The organism is Streptomyces sp. NPDC088707 (genome assembly GCF_044752725.1).
In the GTDB taxonomy this organism is placed as follows: domain Bacteria; phylum Actinomycetota; class Actinomycetes; order Streptomycetales; family Streptomycetaceae; genus Streptomyces.
In genome coordinates this window covers 135262-151620 of record NZ_JBIVLV010000012.1, presented here as the reverse complement: position 1 = coordinate 151620, position 16359 = coordinate 135262, and the positions used below count along the sequence as shown (strand labels likewise).

The following is a 16359-nucleotide window of genomic DNA, read 5'->3' as shown; positions in this document are numbered from 1 at the left end:
GCGGGGGTCCGCCGTGCAAGGTAGGGAGCACGCCGCGCACGGCGACGGAGGGCCGAACGGCGGTCCGATCCGGGCCGAAGGTCGGCGCGAGCACGCAGCATCCCGTGAGAGACTGGTCTAGACAACCCGCTTGAGACTTGAAGGGCAACACCATGGCTGAGCGCCGCGTCAACGTCGGCTGGGCCGAGGGCCTCCACGCCCGCCCCGCGTCCATCTTCGTCCGTGCCGCCACGGCTTCCGGCGTTCCGGTGACGATCGCCAAGTCCGACGGCACCCCGGTGAACGCCGCCTCCATGCTCGCGGTGCTCGGCCTGGGCGCGCAGGGCGGCGAGGAGATCGTCCTCGCCTCCGAGGCCGACGGCGCCGAGGCCGCTCTGGACCGTCTGGCGAAGCTGGTCGCCGAGGGTCTGGACGAGCTTCCCGAGACCGTCTGATCCGGGTCGACCCCCACTGCACGACGAAAGGCCGTGACCGCCGGAATTCCGGGCGGTCACGGCCTTTCGCTTTTCCGCCGCTGCCCTTTCAGGGCAGCACGGAGCAGCGGCATCGAATTCCTATTCCATGTATACGATGCGCGCGTTAATTCCGGGAACTCGCCGTGTTGACTGCATGTTGCGAAACCCTCACACGGCCGCGGTCCGGCCTCTTGAGGCGGTGCAGCGACTGCGAGCGCTCCGCGTGCAGCGCGGTCAGCGTCCGCGCCCGCTCGGCGTCGCCGCGCGCCACGGCGTCCACGATCGCGCCGTGCTCCGCCCAGGCGTCCACCGGCCGCTCGGGCAGTTCGACGGTGTACATCCAGGCGATCTTGTGCCGCAGCTGGGTCAGCAGCGCCGTCAGGGCCGGGCTCCCGGAGGCCTGTGCGAGCGTCTCGTGGAACCAGCCGCCGAGTGAGCGCAGATCCTCGCCCTGCCCGCGCCTGGCCCGCTCCTGCCCCAGCCTCACCAGGCCGCGCAGGACCTTGAGATGCGCCTCCGTGCGCCGCTGGGCGGCGCGGGACGCCCCCAGCGGTTCGAGCAGCACCCGCATGTCGAGCAGATCGGCGGCCTCCTGCTCGGTGGGCTCGGCGACATGCGCCCCGGCATGGCGGCGGGAGACGACGAAGCCCTCGGACTCCAGGGTGCGCAGGGCCTCGCGGACCGGGACGCGGGACACCCCGTACCGGCGGGCCAGCTGGTCCTCGGTCAGCCGGCTGCCCCGCTCGAAGACTCCGGAGACGATGTCGTCCCGGATCGCCGTGCATACCGAGTGCGCGGGAATGCGCATGTCCGACCTCCGCCTTTGGTCTGCGCGAGTCAATTCCGACGGCGCCTGTTCTGCGCCCGATCTGCGACTCTATTGCAGCACGCCGGAATTTCCGATGCCCCGACGGAATATCGGTCTCACGCGACCGACGAAAAGCCCCGGCTCTGTACGAGCCGGGGCTTTTGCGATGCGAGGGGGGCGGAACGCCGGTCCTGCGCGAGGGGTGTCCTGGATCCGTCCCGGATCAGACGCCGACGCCGCGGGCGCGCAGGTACGCGACCGGGTTGATGTCGGAGCCGTACTCGGACGTCGTCCGCGCCTCGAAGTGGAGGTGCGGGCCGGTCGAGTTCCCGGTCGAGCCCGAGATGCCTATCCGCTCACCCGGCTCGACGGTCTGGCCGACGTAGACCCCGATGGAGGAGAGGTGACCGTACTGGGTGTACGTGCCGTCGTTCATCCGGATGACGATGTTGTTGCCGTACGCGCCGCCCCAGCCGGCCTCAACGACGGTGCCCGAGCCGACGGAGACGACGTTGCTGCCGTAGGCGGCGTGGAAGTCGATGCCGGAGTGGCTGCCGGAGGACCAGAGCGAGCCGCCGGTCTTGTAGCCGGTGGACACGTACGTGCCCTCGACGGGCAGCTGGAAGGAGGCCAGGCGGCGGCGCTCGGCCTCACGGGCCGCACGCTGCTCGGCCTCGCGGATCTCCTTGGCACGGGCCTCGGCCTTGCGCTTCGCCTCGGCCTTGGCCTTCGCCTTGGCGGCGACCTCGAAGGCCTCCTGCTCCTGGGCGGCGGCCTGGGCGTCGATCCGCTCGGAGAGCGAGTCCTCGGTGATCACCTTGATGAGACCGGTGTCCTCGACCGAGCGGGTGTCCGTGTCGGCGGCGAGCGCCGGGGAAGCGAGGGTTCCGATGACGCCGGTGGTGGCGAGCGTCGCCGCGCCGGCGATGCCCACGCCGCGGCGCGCCATCCGGCTCGGAGCACGATGCTTCCCGGTGGCACGGGTGAACGCCATGTAGGGGCTGATCCTTTCCTTCCCTCTCGCCTACCGGGTTAGCTGACGGGTTCGGAGCAGGAAGGTCTCCTACGAGCCCCTCCGTACGAGACGAAGGCGCCCGATTCACCCCAGGGACTACGTGTGGGTCCCCGGCTCCCCAGGCTCGCGCCTGACGGGGACTCGGCGATGTCTGTCCGATGCCGCGGGTGCGGCACATGCAACTGGCGAACAGACGGACCGACGCTATGCGGATCGTCTTTCAATCACCAACCGGACACGCATTTTGTAAGACATGCCACAAGGCATACGACCACCCAAGCCCCGAATACGGACAAAGGGGAGGACCCCGACGAACTATGCCGTCGGGGCCCCCCTTTGTCGTGTCGGCGGCGTGAATCAGCCGGTCACGACGGTCACTTCGCCGATCCCGAGCGCACGCACCGGCTCCGCGATCTGCGCCGCGTCGCCCACGAGCACGGTGACGAGCCGGTCCACGGGGAAGGCGCTGACCACGGCGGCGGTCGCCTCGACCGTGCCGGTCTCGGCCAGCCGGGCGTACAACTGGGCCTGGTAGTCGTCCGGGAGGTGCTGCTCGACCTGGTCGGCGAGCGTCCCCGCGACGGAGGCGGCGGTCTCGTACTTGAGCGGCGCGACCCCCACCAGGTTCTGCACGGCCGTCTCCCGCTCGGCGTCGGTGAGACCCTCCGCGGCCAGCGTCCGCAGCACCTTCCACAGGTCGTCAAGAGCCGGGCCGGTGTTGGGCGTGTCGACGGAGCCGCTGATGGCGAGCATCGAGGCGCCGTTCCCCCGGCCGTCCGAGCGGAGCACCTGCCCGAAGGCGCGCACGCCGTACGTGTAGCCCTTCTCCTCCCGCAGGACCCGGTCGAGTCGCGAGGTGAGGGTGCCACCGAGGCAGTACGTGCCCAGGACCTGGGCCGGCCAGACGCTGTCGTGGCGGTCGGGTCCGACCCGGCCGATCAGCAACTGGGTCTGGACGGCGCCGGGACGGTCCACGATGACGACCCGTCCGGTGTCGTCGGCGGTGATCGGCGGCATCGGAAGCGGCTCGGCCGGCTCGCCGGTCCAGGCGCCCAGGGTCTCGGCGAGGACCTTGTCCAGGTCGACACCGGTGAGGTCGCCGACGACCACGGCGGTGGCCGTGGCCGGCCGGACGTACGCCTCGTAGAAGGCGCGGACCGCGGCGGCGTCGATCGCCTCCACGGTCTCCTCGGTGCCCTGGCGCGGCCGGGACATCCGGGCCTCGGCCGGGAACAGCTCCTTGGAGAGCTGCTTGGCGGCGCGGCGGGCCGGGTTGGCCGTCTCGTGCGGGATCTCGTCGAGGCGGTTGCGCACCAGGCGCTCGACCTCGGTCTCGAGGAACGCCGGCGCGATCAGGGCCTCGGAGACGAGGCCGAGCGCCTTGGGCAGCCGGGAGACGGGAACCTCGAGGGAGACCCGTACGCCCGGGTGGTCGGCGTGCGCGTCGAGCGTGGCGCCACAGCGCTCCAGCTCGGCCGCGAACTCCTCGGCGCTCTGCTGGTCCGTGCCCTCGAAGAGGGCGCGGGCCATGATGGTGGCGACCCCGTCGAGACCGGCGGGCTCGGCGTCCAGCGGGGCCGGCAGGAAGATCTCCACGGCCACGACCTGCTGGCCGGGGCGGTGGCTGGTGAGCACCGTCAGGCCGTTGTCCAGGGCGCCGCGGTCCGGGGCCGGGAAGGCCCAGGGCCGGGCGGTGCCGGGCGTCGGCTGCGGGTGGAAGTCCATGCTCGTCAAAGACGTGGCGGCGTCGGTCACTGGTCCGCTCCCTCTTCCTCGTCGTCGCCGTCGGCGTTCTCGCTCTGGTCGGCCGCCAGCGGCTCGTAGACCAGCACCGCGCGGTTGTCGGGGCGCAGCGTGGCCGCGGCGACGTCCCGCACCTCGTCGGCGGTGATCGCCAGGACCCGGTCGACGGCGGTCAGCGCGAGCTGCGGGTCGCCGAACAGCACGGCGAACCGGCACAGTTCGTCGGCGCGGCCCGCCACGGTGCCGAGCCGGTCGAGCCACTCGCGCTCCAACTGGGCCTGCGCGCGCTCCATCTCCTCGGGCGTGGGGCCCTCGGCGGCGAACCGGGCGAGCTCCTCGTCGACGGCCGCCTCGATCTGCGGGACCTCGACCCCGCCGGAGGTCTTGACGTCCAGCCAGCCGAGCGAGGGCGCGCCGGCGAGCCGCAGCATGCCGAAGCCGGCGGCGACGGCCGTACGGTCGCGGCGGACCAGGCGGTTGTGCAGCCGGGAGGACTCCCCGCCGCCGAGGACCGTCAGGGCCAGGTCGGCGGCGTCGCACGCGCGCGTGCCGTCGTGCGGCAGCCGGTAGGCGGCCATCAGCGCGCGGGCCGGGACCTCCTCCTCGACGACCTCGCGCAGCTGCTCGCCGATGACCTCGGGCAGCTCGCCGGAGCGCGGTGCGGGCTTGCCGTCGTGGCCGGGGATGGAGCCGAAGTACTTCTCGACCCAGGCGAGGGTCTGCTCCGGGTCGATGTCGCCGACGACCGACAGCACGGCGTTGTTCGGGGCGTAGTACGTGCGGAAGAAGTTCCGCGCGTCCTCCAGGGTGGCCGCGTCCAGGTCGGCCATCGACCCGATCGGCGTGTGGTGGTACGGGTGCCCCTCCGGGTAGGCAAGGGCGGTCAGCTTCTCGAAGGCCGTGCCGTACGGCACGTTGTCGTAGCGCTGGCGGCGCTCGTTCTTGACGACGTCCCGCTGGTTCTCCATGGACTCGTCGTCCAGGGCGGCGAGCAGCGAGCCCATGCGGTCGGCCTCCAGCCAGAGCGCGAGCTCCAACTGGTGCGTGGGCATGGTCTCGAAGTAGTTGGTGCGCTCGAAGCTCGTCGTGCCGTTGAGCGAGCCGCCCGCGCCCTGCACGAGCTCGAAGTGCCCGTTGCCGTGGACCTGCTTCGAGCCCTGGAACATCAGGTGCTCGAAGAGGTGGGCGAGGCCCGTGCGGCCCGGGACCTCGTGCCGCGAGCCGACGTCGTACCAGAGGCAGACCGCGGCGACCGGGGTCAGGTGGTCCTCCGAGAGCACCACACGCAGGCCGTTCGCCAACCGGTGCTCGGTCGCTGTCAGGCCGCCGGAGCCGGCCTCGGCCGTGGCCGTGTGACCCATGGGCATGTACGTCCCTTCGATCGCGATGTGAAAAGGTCCTGCCACTGTATGCAAGCGCGCCGACACCTGGCGAAGTTCCCGCCCCCGGGAGATGTCCCTCTTCCGGGTCGCGGTCGGCGTTGTCGGTGGCACGGTCCACAATGGTCCGCGTCAGATCAACCATGTTGGTGAAGGAGCCGCAGCCGCGATGGCCCGCCGCAGCACGAAGACACCGCCGCCGGACGACGCGTTCGAGGAGCGAATCCTCGACATCGACGTCGTCGACGAGATGCAGGGCTCCTTCCTCGAGTACGCGTACTCGGTGATCTACTCGCGTGCCCTCCCGGACGCCCGTGACGGCATGAAGCCCGTCCAGCGACGCATCGTCTTCCAGATGAACGAGATGGGGCTCCGGCCCGACCGGGGCTTCGTCAAGTGCGCCCGTGTCGTCGGCGAGGTGATGGGCAAGCTCCACCCGCACGGCGACGCGTCGATCTACGACGCCATGGTCCGCATGGCACAGCCCTTCTCCATGCGCCTCCCCCTGGTCGACGGCCACGGCAACTTCGGTTCCCTGGGCAACGACGACCCGCCGGCCGCCATGCGGTACACCGAGTCCCGGATGGCACCGGCCGCCCTGCTCATGACCGAGTCCATCGACGAGGACACGGTCGACTTCTCGCCGAACTACGACGGCCAGGAGCAGGAGCCGGTGGCGCTGCCCGCCGCCTACCCGAACCTGCTGGTCAACGGCGCGTCGGGCATCGCGGTCGGCATGGCGACCAACATGCCCCCGCACAACCTCGGCGAGGTGATCGCGGCCGCCCGCCACCTGATCCGCCACCCGGGCGCCGACCTCGAGACGCTGATGCGTTTCGTGCCCGGCCCCGACCTGCCGACCGGCGGCCGGATCGTCGGCCTCTCCGGCATCAAGGACGCGTACGAGTCGGGTCGCGGCTCGTTCAAGATCCGCGCCACGACGAGCGTGGAGACGGTGACGGCGCGCCGCAAGGGCATCGTCGTGACCGAGCTGCCGTTCACGGTCGGCCCCGAGAAGGTCATCTCCAAGATCAAGGACCTGGTCGGCTCCAAGAAGCTCCAGGGCATCGCGGACGTCAAGGACCTGACCGACCGCAACCACGGTCTGCGCCTGGTCATCGAGATCAAGAACGGCTTCGTGCCCGAGGCCGTCCTGGAGCAGCTCTACAAGCTGACGCCGATGGAGGAGTCCTTCGGCATCAACAACGTGGCGCTGGTGGACGGCCAGCCGCTGACGCTCGGCCTCAAGGAGCTCCTGGAGGTCTACCTCGACCACCGCTTCGAGGTCGTCCGGCGCCGGTCCGAGTTCCGTCGCACCAAGAAGCGCGACCGGCTCCACCTGGTGGAGGGCCTGCTCGTCGCCCTGCTCGACATCGACGAGGTCATCCGGCTGATCCGCGAGAGCGAGAACTCGGCGCAGGCCAAGGAGCGCCTGATCGAGCGCTTCTCGCTCAGCGAGATCCAGACGCAGTACATCCTGGACACCCCGCTGCGCCGTCTCACCAAGTTCGACCGGATCGAGCTGGAGACCGAGCAGGACCGGCTCAACGGCGAGATCGACGAGCTGACCGGGATCCTCGACTCCGACGCGGAGCTCCGGAAGCTGGTCTCGGCCGAACTGGCCGCGGTCGCGAAGAAGTTCGCCACGGACCGGCGCACGGTCCTGCTGGAGTCGGCGGGAGCGCCCGTCGCGGCCGTCTCCCTTGAGGTCGCGGACGACCCGTGCCGCGTGCTGCTCTCCTCGACCGGGCTGCTCGCCCGTACGGCGACGGCGGAGCTTCCCCCGCTCGACCCGGACGCCACCCGCGTCAAGCACGACGTGATCCTGTCGTCGGTGGCCGCCACCCAGCGCGGTGACATCGGCGCGGTGACCTCGGCCGGCCGACTGCTCCGGATCGCGGTGATCGACCTGCCGCAGCTCCCGGACACCGCGTCCGCGCCGAACCTGGCGGGCGGCGCGCCGCTGTCCGAGTTCCTGTCCCTGGAGGCGGACGAGACCGTGGTCTGCCTGACCACGCTCGACGAGGCCTCGCCGGGGCTCGCCCTGGGCACGCTGCAGGGCGTGGTGAAGCGCGTGGTCCCCGACTACCCGGCGAACAAGGACGAGCTGGAGGTCATCACCCTCAGGGAGGGCGACCGGATCGTGGGCGCGACCGAGCTCCGCACGGGCGAGGAGGACCTGGTCTTCATCACCTCCGACGCCCAGCTCCTGCGCTACCCGGCCGCGCAGGTGCGGCCCCAGGGCCGGCCGGCCGGCGGCATGGCGGGCGTCAAGCTGACGGACGGCGCGGACGTGATCTCGTTCACGGCCGTCGACCCGGCGGCGGACGCCGTCGTCTTCACCGTCGCGGGTTCCACGGGCACGCTCGACTCCTCGGCGGGTACGTCGGCGAAGCTGACACCCTTCGACCAGTACCCGCGCAAGGGCCGCGCGACCGGCGGCGTCCGCTGCCAGCGCTTCCTGAAGGGCGAGGACGTCCTGATCCTGGCCTGGGCGGGCACCACCCCGGCCCGCGCCGCCCAGAAGACCGGCACCCCGGTGGAACTCCCGGCCGCCGACCCCCGCCGCGACGGCTCGGGCACCCCCCTCGCCCACCCGGTGGACGTGGTGGCCGGCCCGGCCTCCTGAAACCGACGATGGAGACCCCGTGCGACAGACGGCTCGCCCGTCGCACGGGGTTCCGTCGTGTCCGGCCCCGGGAACCCCGCCCCCCATGGACGGTCCGGCCGCGCGGGCCCTGCCCCCCGGACCTCCTCGCTCGGTCCTCTCGTCTCACGGGACCGCCGGACGTGCTTCCCGGCTGCCGGGTAGCCTCGGCCCGGTGACCGGCCGGGGGGCTGCTCCGGCAGGGCGCAGCTCCCCGAGTTCCAGCGGGGCTGGGTGTGGCCCCATCCGAACATCACCGCGTTGCTCGCGTCCGTGTCGCAGGGATTCCCGGTGGGCACGGTCATGACGCTGCAGTCCGGCGGGGACGTCCGGTTCAAGCACCGGCCGATCGAGGGGGCGGCTCCGCCCCCGGACACCCAGCCGGAGACCCTCGTCCTCGACGGCCAGCAGCGTCTCACCTCGCTCTTCCAGTCGATCAAGCTCGGTAAGCCGGTGGTGACCCAGGACCTGCGCAAGCACCGGGTGTCCGGCTGGTTCTACGTCGACATGCGCGCGGTCCTGGACGGGCAGATCGACCGCGAGGACGCGATCCGCTTCCTGCCGGAGGACAAGATCGTCAAGAACTTCCGCAGCGAGGTGCTGCAGGACTACTCGACCCGCGAGAAGGAGTACGAAGCCCAGCTCTTCCCGCTGAACGCCGTCCTCGACCCGTACGACTGGAGGACGGGTTTCGAGGAGTACTGGTGGGACCGCGACTGCTCGCCACGGCCGCCCGGCGTGACGACGCCGTGGCACGCGGGGTGGCGGAGGAGCGTCTTCCCCGCATCGGCTGCAAGCGAAAGGACATGCTGGAGCTGCGGCTCGACGAGTACGAGCGGTTCGCGCCCCTGGTCGTCCAGGGCTTCAAGCGCGCGGCGAAGTTCCTGCACCAGCAGTTCGTCTTCGACACCCGGTTCCTGCCGTACGGCACCCAGCTCATCCCGCTCGCCGCGATCCTGGCACTCGCGGGTGAGGACGCTCAGAGCGCCGGGGCCCAGCACAAGCTCGCCCGCTGGTACTGGTGCGGGGTCTTCGGAGAGCTGTACGGCGGCTCGACCGAGACCCGGTTCAGTCACGACCTCCCGGACGTCGTCGGCTGGATCCGGGGAACGTCAGGCGAACCCCGCACGATCGAGGCCGCGGAGTTCGCGCCCAGCCGACTCCTGACGCTGCGGACCCGTAACAGCGCCGCGTACAAGGGCATCTACGCGCTGCTGCTCAAGGCCGGCGCCATGGACTGGCGCACCGGCGAGAAGGCGGAGATCACCGGCTACTTCGACGAGTCCATCGACATCCATCACATCTTCCCGAAGGTGTGGTGCGAGGAGACGGGGGAGGACCCGGGCCGCTACAACTCCATCATCAACAAGACTCCCCTGACCGCCCGTACGAACCGGATCATCGGCGGCAACGCACCCTCCGACTACCTGGTGAAGCTCGCCAAGAGCGCGGAGTCGACGCCCGAGGTGGTCCACGGGCACATCCGGTCCCATCTCGTCGCACCGGAGCTCATGGCGCTCGACGACTTCCACGGTTTCTTCGCCGCCCGGAAGGCCGCTCTGCTCGCGCGGGTGGCCTCCGAGATGGGCAAGGTCATCGTGGACGACGGCGCGGACAGCCCCGTCCACGACGAGGCGGACTCAGGAGAACTCACGGAGGTCTTCTGATCCTCGCGCGCCGCACGCGGCGGTCCGGTCAGGCGGGTTCCTCCTCCGTCCGCTGCACGTACCGCAGGACACCCCACATGCTCGTCTCGTCGGGGGTGTCCTGCGGCCCGTTCTGCTCGCACTCGGCCAGCTCCTTGCGCAGGCCGGCCGCGTCGACGCCGGAGCCGATCAGGACGAGCTGGGTGAGCCGCTCCTCGCCCTCGGGCCACCGCTCGGGATAGAAGCGCAGGAAACGCCCGACCGCGTGCACGACGTAGCGGTTGTCCGGATCGGCGGCGCCGAAGTCGACGAAGCCCTTGATCCGGTAGAGCCCCTCGGGCCGTGCGTCGAGGAAGGCCATCAGCCGACGCGGGTGGAGCGGGGCGGCAGCGGTCAGGGAGACGGTCTCGTACGACGTGTGGGTGTGGGCCCGCGGGTCGCCGTCACCGTCCTCCGCCCCGTACAGGATGTCCTCGATCGACATCTGCCCCTCGATCTCCCCCTCGGGGACCACCCGGTCGAAGAGCAGCTCCGGGTCGATCCGCCCGTGCGTGGCGTCGACGACCACGGCCTTCCCGGCGAGACCCCCCACCGCCTCGTGGACGGCGAGCAGCTCGGCCCCGGAGACCCGGTCGGTCTTGTTCACGACCACGAGATCGGCGATCGGCAGGTGCCGGTCGGTCTCGGGGTGCCGCTCCCGGGTCGCGGAGAACTCGGCCGCGTCGACGACCTGGACGAGCCCGCCGTACACGATCCGCTCGTTCTCGCTGGCGAGGACCATCCGGACCAGTTCCTGCGGCTCGGCGAGACCGCTCGCCTCGATCACGATCACATCGAGCCGCGACTCGGGGCGGGTGAGGACCTCCAGGTACTCGTCGAGCTCGCTCGCGTCGACGGCGCAGCACAGGCAGCCGTTGCCGAGGGAGACGGTGGAGCCGACCTGCCCGGCGATTCTCATCGCGTCGATGCCGATGTCGCCGAAGTCGTTGACCATGACGCCGATACGGGTCCCCCGGGAGCTGCGCAGCAGATGGTTGAGGAGCGTGGTCTTCCCCGCGCCGAGAAACCCGGCCAGGACGACGACGGGGATCTGCTGCGTGGTCAAGACGTGCCTCCGGTTCCTTCGGTCCCACGGCTGTGGGATCCCCAGAATAGGTTTCCGCACGGACATCCGTGCCGACGGCATTTCCGGTCCCGGGGCGTGGCCCCTTACCGTTTCCGGCATGAACCCCGCACAGACCAGCCCCCCGCGCCCGCGTGCGCGCCGTCGGCGGTTCGGCTGGCCGCAGCGGGTGTTCTCGCAGGTCCTGCTGATGCAGCTGGCCATCGCGACCGGTGTCACGGTCCTCGCCACCGGGCTCTTCCTGGCCCCGCTCAGCGCCCAGCTTGACGACCAGGCGATGCGGCGCGCCCTGGCCATCGCGGGGACCACGGCGTCGCCCCGGCTGGCCGCCGACCTCACCCGTACGCAGCCGTCGGCGCGCGGGCCGGTGCAGACGGAGGCCGAACGGATCCGGACCTCCACCGGCGCCGAGTACGTCGTCGTCATGGACACGCGCGGGGTGCGCTGGTCGCACACCGATCCCGCCGCGATCGGCAGGCGCGTCTCCACCGATCCGGCCGACGTCCTCGCCGGGCGCGAGGTGATGGAGATCGACAGCGGCACTCTGGGCCGCTCGGCGCGCGGCAAGGTACCGCTGCGGGACGCGGACGGCCGCATCGTCGGAGCGGTCTCGGTCGGCATCGAGTACGACAGCGTCCGCGACCGGCTCCTCGCCGCGATCCCGGGCCTCCTCGCCTACGCGGGCGGGGCGCTCGCGGCCGGCGCCCTGGCCGCGTACCTGATCTCCCGGCGACTTCAGCGGCAGACCCACGACCTGGCCTTCTCCGACATCTCGGCGCTGCTCGCCGAACGCGAGGCCATGCTGCACGGCATCCGCGAGGGGGTCGTGGCCCTGGACCGCACCGGCTCCGTCCGGCTCATGAACGACGAGGCGCAGCGGCTCCTGGGCCTCGGCCCCGAGGCGGCGGGCCGGCCGCTCGACGAGGTGCTCGGCCGGGGCCGCACCGCCGACGTCCTGGCAGGCAGGGTGACGGGCGAGGACCTGCTCACCGTCCGCGGGCACCGGGTGCTCATCGCCAACCGGATGCCGACGGACGACGGCGGCGCCGTGGCGACCCTCCGCGACCGGACCGAGCTGGAGCGGCTCGGGCGCGAGCTGGACTCCACCCGGGGGCTGATCGACGCCCTGCGTGCCCAGGACCACGAGCACGCCAACCGGATGCACACCCTCCTCGGGCTCCTGGAGCTGGAGATGCACGAGGAGGCGGTCGAGTTCGTCACGGAGGTGGTCGGCGTGCACCGGGCCACCGCCGAGCAGGTCACGGAGAAGGTCCACGACCCGCTCCTCGCGGCGCTCCTGGTCGGGAAGGCGACCGTCTCCGCCGAGCGGGGAGCCTCGCTGCGGCTCACCCCCGACTCCCTGCTGCCGGACCTGCTCGTCGACCCGCGCGAGCTGGTCACCGTCGTCGGCAACCTGGTCGACAACGCCCTGGACGCCGTCGCGGGCACCCCGGGCGCCCGCATCGACGTCTCGTTCCGCACCGAGGGACGTACGGTCGTGCTGCGGGTCACGGACAGCGGCCCGGGGGTTCCCGAGGAGCGCCGCGAGCTGATCTTCACCGAGGGCTGGTCGACGAAGGCGCTGCCTTCGCACGGAAAGCGCGGCCTCGGCCTCGCCCTGGTACGCCGGCTCGCCGAGCGGCGGGGCGGCACCGCGCGGGTCGCCGACGGGCTCGGCGGCGGCGCGGAGTTCACGGTCGTCCTCCCGGACGCCCTGACCGAGCCGGAGCCGGAGCCGGATCCGGACCTGGCTGCCCGCGGGCCGGAGTCCGCGCCGGACGCCGCTGTACGGGGTCCGGAGCCCGCACGGGACGGGGCGGTCCGAAAGCCGGGGCCCGAACCGGGCTCGGCGGTCCGCAGGCCGGTTCCGGGGCCCGTCGAGGAGGCCCGATGATCGACGTCCTGATCGTCGACGACGACGTGCTGGTCGCCCGGATCAACGCCGCCTACGTCGCCAAGGTGCCCGGCTTCCGCGTCGCCGCCACCGCCCACTCCACCGCCGAGGCGCTCGCCGCCCTGGACGAGCGGCCGGTGGACCTGATCCTCCTGGACCACTACCTGCCCGACGAGAACGGACTGGCTGCCGTACGGGAGCTCCGCGCACGGGGCCACCAGTGCGACGTGATCATGGTCACGGCGGCCCGTGACGTGGCCACCGTGCAGGCGGCGATGCGGCACGGCGCCCTCCAGTACCTGGTCAAGCCGTTCAACTTCGCCGGCCTGCGCGCCAAACTGGAGGCGTACGCGACGCTCCGCCGCACCCTGGAGAGCGGCGGCGAGGCGGAGCAGGCCGAGGTGGACCGGATCTTCGGGGTCCTCTCGGCGGGCTCCGTGGCCCCGGACCTGCCGAAGGGCCACTCCCCCACGACGGCCGAACTGGTCCGCCAGGTGCTGCTCGCCTCCGGTGGGCCGCTGTCCGCCCAGGAGATCGCCGAGCGGGCCGGCGTCAGTCGCCAGACCGCACAGCGCTACCTCAAGCTCCTCGAACGCACCGGCAGGGTCCGCCTCTCGCTCCGTTACGGCGAGACGGGCCGCCCGGAGCACCGCTACGCCTGGGCGACCTCGCCGTCCCACGGCTGAGATCGCCTCGCCGCTGGGGACCACCGACCTGGTCCCCGGGGTTCGTCAGGCGGCTCCGGCCCCGGTCAGGGACCGGACCTCGGCCTCGGCGTGCCGCGCCTCGTCGGGCGGCTCGGTCGACGTCACGGTCCCGATCCACCCGGCCAGGAAGCCCAGCGGAATGGAGACCGCTCCCGGGTTCTGCAGCGGGAAGAGGTGGAAGTCGACGCCGGGGAACAGCGATTCGGGGCTGCCGGAGACCACGGGCGAGACCAGGACGAGCAGCACCGCCGGGATCAGACCGCCGTACACCGACCAGACCGCACCCCGCGTGGTGAACCTCCTCCAGAACAGCGAGTAGAGCAGCACCGGCAGGTTGGCGGAGGCCGCGACCGCGAAGGCCAGCCCGACGAGGAAGGCCACGTTGAGGTCGCGGGCGAGCAGGCCCAGGCCGATCGCGGCCGCGCCGATCCCCGCGGCGGCGATCCGGGCCACGGTCACCTCGCTGTACTGCTTCGCGTGCCGGCGGCGCAGCGAGGCGTACAGGTCGTGGGCGACCGAGGCGGAGGACGCGAGGGTGATCCCCGCGACGACGGCGAGGATGGTCGCGAAGGCGACGGCGGCGACGATCGCGAAGAGCACGGTGCCGCCCGTCGAGCCCGCGCCACCCCCGAGGTCAAGGGCGAGCAGCGGTACGGCCGTGTTCCCTGACGCGTTGGACGCGCGGACCTCGTCGGGGCCGATCAGGGCGGCCGCGCCGAAGCCCAGCACGATGGTCATCAGGTAGAAGCTGCCGATGAGCCCGATGGACCAGACGACCGAGCGGCGGGCGGCCCGGGCCGTCGGCACGGTGTAGAAGCGCGACAGGATGTGGGGCAGTCCCGCCGTGCCGAGCACCAGGGCGAGGCCGAGGCTGATGAAGTCGAGGCGGGCCGTCCAGTCGCCGCCGTAGCGGAGCCCGGGAGCGAGGAAGTCCAGGCCGTGGCCACTGCGTTCGGCCGCAGTGGACAGCAGGCTGTTCACGTCGCCGTGGAACCGCAGCAGGACCAGGACGGTGAGCGCGATCGTGCCTGCCATGAGCAGGACCGCCTTGACGATCTGGATCCAGGTGGTGGCCCGCATACCGCCGAGCGACACGTAGATCACCATCAGCGCGCCGACGCCGATCACCGTCCAGGAGCGGGCCGCCTCGCTGGTGCCGCCGAGCAGCAGCGCGACCAGGCTTCCGGCTCCCACCATCTGTGCCACGAGGTACAGCACGGAGACGGCCACCGAGGACGTGCCCGCGGCGATCCGCACCGGTCGCTCGGCCATCCGCGCGGCGACGACGTCGGCGAGGGTGAACCGCCCGCAGTTGCGGACCAGTTCGGCCACGAGCAGCAGCACGACCAGCCAGGCGACCAGGAATCCGACGGAGTACAGCATGCCGTCGTAGCCGTAGAGGGCGATCAGCCCGGAGATGCCGAGGAACGAGGCGGCGGACATGTAGTCGCCGGCGATGGCGAAGCCGTTCTCCAAGGGCGAGAACAGCCTGCCCCCGGCGTAGAACTCCTCGGTCGAACCACGCCGGTTGCGGCTCACCCAGGTGGTGATTCCCAGGGTGACGGCGATGAAGACGCTGAACAGCACGAGCGCCAGGGTCTGGTGGTTCGCGGTCACGGCTGCGCCACTCCTCGGGTCATCTCCTGGGTGTCCCAGCGCAGGTCGAGCGCGGCCCGGTCCCTGCGCAGCCGCGCATGGCGCGCGTACGCCCAGGTCAGCAGGAAGGTGGTGAGGAACTGCCCGAGCCCCGCCACCATCGCCACGTTCACCACCCCGGCGACCGGTCGCGCCATGAGCCCGGGAGCGGCGGTCGCCGCCACGACGTAGGCGAGGTACCAGAGGAGGAACGCGAGGGCGGCCGGGAAGACGAACCGGCGGTAGCGGCTGCGCACCTCCTGGAACGCGGGGCTCCGCTGCACTTCCAGATAGATCTCCGCCGCGCTGTGGACCCGCTGTCGCGGCACCGCGTCGGGGCGGCCGTCACCGGGAGCCCCGGCCCCCGCGCGCTCGTCCCGGCCGGAGGCCGTCGCGTCGTACCAGGGGTCGTCGAAGGGCACCGCCGAGGCGTCGAGCCCCTCCTGCTTGTCCACCTGCTCCACCGGCCAACTCTCCTTGTCAAGCGAACCGTTTCGGCCGCGTGCCCAAGGATGGACAGAGCGGGAAGATCCCGGACTCTTCTCCCCCCGCTGTTCACCCCATCAGGTGACTCTCCGCCCGGGTGCCCTGACCAGACCGTGCTGATATGCGTACCGCACGGCCTGCGCCCGGTCACGCACCCCCGTCTTCGCGAAGAGATTGTTGATATGGGTCTTCACGGTGGCCGTGGAGATCCGCAGCCGCCCGGCGATCTCCTGGTTGGAGAGCCCGTCGGCGACGAGCACGAGCACCTCCGTCTCCCGCTCGGTGAGGCCGTCGGCCCCCGGAACCACGGGCCCGGCGGTCGCCTCGGTCGCCGCGGAATCCGCGGAGTCCGCCGTCCCCGGTCCGGTCCCACCCGACAACCCCGCCCGCTCGGCCCCCTCCGCCCGCTCCAACAGCTGCTCCAGCAACCGCCGCTGCACGGTGGGGGAGAGTCCCGCCCGCCCGTCGGTCACGTCCCGCAGGGCCCGCACGATCTCCTCCCCGCTCGCATCCTTGGTCAGGTACCCGCGCGCCCCGGCTCGCAGCGCCGGGAACAGCGAGTCGTCGTCGGCATAGGTGGTGAGCACCACGATCTCCGTCCCGGGGTGTCGCTCCCGGATCCGGCGGGTGGCCTCGACACCGTCGCAGCGCGGCATGCGCAGGTCCATGAGGACCACGTCGGGCGCGAGTTCGGCGGTCAGCGCGACCGCCTCCTCCCCGTCCCGGGCGGACCCGACGACCTCAACCCCGGCAAGCAGCCCGAGCAGCATCACGATCCCCTCACGCACCACGGCCTGATCGTCGGCGACCACCACCCGCAC

Annotated in this window: 12 protein-coding genes, 1 pseudogene and 1 riboswitch; of the genes and pseudogenes, 5 read left to right on the top strand and 8 right to left on the bottom strand. The window is 71.7% G+C overall.

Annotation, left to right across the window (positions count from 1 at the left end; all coding sequences use genetic code 11):
* Positions 1-152: 152 nt before the first annotated feature.
* Complete coding sequence (locus tag ACIP84_RS31445) at positions 153-434, top strand: HPr family phosphocarrier protein (protein WP_015036698.1); 282 nt, start codon at positions 153-155, stop codon at positions 432-434.
* 145 nt (positions 435-579) lie between these two features.
* On the opposite strand, the gene ACIP84_RS31440 is transcribed toward ACIP84_RS31445, so the two are convergent.
* From ACIP84_RS31440 to ACIP84_RS31425, 4 genes are all read right to left on the bottom strand, one after another.
* On the bottom strand, positions 580-1263 hold the full coding sequence (locus ACIP84_RS31440; RefSeq protein ID WP_401802443.1) for a GntR family transcriptional regulator: 684 nt from the start codon (positions 1261-1263) through the stop codon (positions 580-582).
* A gap of 223 nt (positions 1264-1486) precedes the next feature.
* Positions 1487-2257, bottom strand: coding sequence for a M23 family metallopeptidase (locus tag ACIP84_RS31435; RefSeq protein WP_355959520.1), 771 nt, complete (start codon positions 2255-2257; stop codon positions 1487-1489).
* A 12-nt stretch (positions 2258-2269) separates the two neighbouring features.
* A riboswitch (cyclic di-AMP (ydaO/yuaA leader) is annotated at positions 2270-2435 on the bottom strand.
* A gap of 200 nt (positions 2436-2635) precedes the next feature.
* On the bottom strand, positions 2636-4003 hold the full coding sequence (locus ACIP84_RS31430) for a pitrilysin family protein (RefSeq protein ID WP_355959759.1): 1368 nt from the start codon (positions 4001-4003) through the stop codon (positions 2636-2638).
* A 26-nt stretch (positions 4004-4029) separates the two neighbouring features.
* Positions 4030-5388, bottom strand: a complete 1359-nt coding sequence (locus ACIP84_RS31425; RefSeq protein WP_355959521.1) for a pitrilysin family protein — start codon at positions 5386-5388, stop codon at positions 4030-4032.
* A gap of 181 nt (positions 5389-5569) precedes the next feature.
* Here ACIP84_RS31425 and ACIP84_RS31420 point away from each other — a divergent pair, with 181 nt between their 5' ends.
* Together ACIP84_RS31420 and ACIP84_RS31415 are read left to right on the top strand one after the other, a co-directional pair.
* Complete coding sequence (locus ACIP84_RS31420) at positions 5570-8029, top strand: DNA topoisomerase IV subunit A (RefSeq protein WP_355959523.1); 2460 nt, start codon at positions 5570-5572, stop codon at positions 8027-8029.
* Positions 8030-8263: 234 nt separating this feature from the next.
* Positions 8264-9714 (top strand): annotated as a pseudogene (locus ACIP84_RS31415) (DUF262 domain-containing protein); the annotation flags it as partial.
* 28 nt (positions 9715-9742) lie between these two features.
* Here the strand turns inward: ACIP84_RS31415 and ACIP84_RS31410 are convergent.
* Entirely contained in the window at positions 9743-10798 is a 1056-nt protein-coding gene (locus ACIP84_RS31410) for a CobW family GTP-binding protein (RefSeq protein ID WP_401802439.1), read from the bottom strand.
* A gap of 118 nt (positions 10799-10916) precedes the next feature.
* Here ACIP84_RS31410 and ACIP84_RS31405 point away from each other — a divergent pair, with 118 nt between their 5' ends.
* Complete coding sequence (locus ACIP84_RS31405; protein WP_401802436.1) at positions 10917-12710, top strand: ATP-binding protein; 1794 nt, start codon at positions 10917-10919, stop codon at positions 12708-12710.
* Positions 12707-13396 carry a response regulator gene (locus ACIP84_RS31400; protein ID WP_401802433.1) on the top strand — a complete coding sequence of 230 codons (690 nt, stop codon included), beginning with the start codon at positions 12707-12709 and terminating at the stop codon, positions 13394-13396. The genes ACIP84_RS31405 and ACIP84_RS31400 overlap by 4 nt, the downstream gene beginning before the upstream one ends.
* 45 nt (positions 13397-13441) lie before the next feature.
* Here the strand turns inward: ACIP84_RS31400 and ACIP84_RS31395 are convergent, their stop codons facing one another.
* The 3 genes from ACIP84_RS31395 to ACIP84_RS31385 form a co-directional block, all read right to left on the bottom strand.
* Positions 13442-15034, bottom strand: a complete 1593-nt coding sequence (locus tag ACIP84_RS31395) for a cation acetate symporter (protein WP_401802430.1) — start codon at positions 15032-15034, stop codon at positions 13442-13444.
* A complete protein-coding gene (locus ACIP84_RS31390; protein WP_055601221.1) occupies positions 15031-15516 on the bottom strand; it encodes a DUF485 domain-containing protein in 486 nt (161 codons plus the stop codon). Before ACIP84_RS31390 ends, ACIP84_RS31395 begins: the two co-directional genes overlap by 4 nt.
* 99 nt (positions 15517-15615) lie before the next feature.
* Complete coding sequence (locus ACIP84_RS31385; RefSeq protein WP_401802614.1) at positions 15616-16308, bottom strand: response regulator; 693 nt, start codon at positions 16306-16308, stop codon at positions 15616-15618.
* Between the last annotated feature and the right edge of the window lie 51 nt (positions 16309-16359).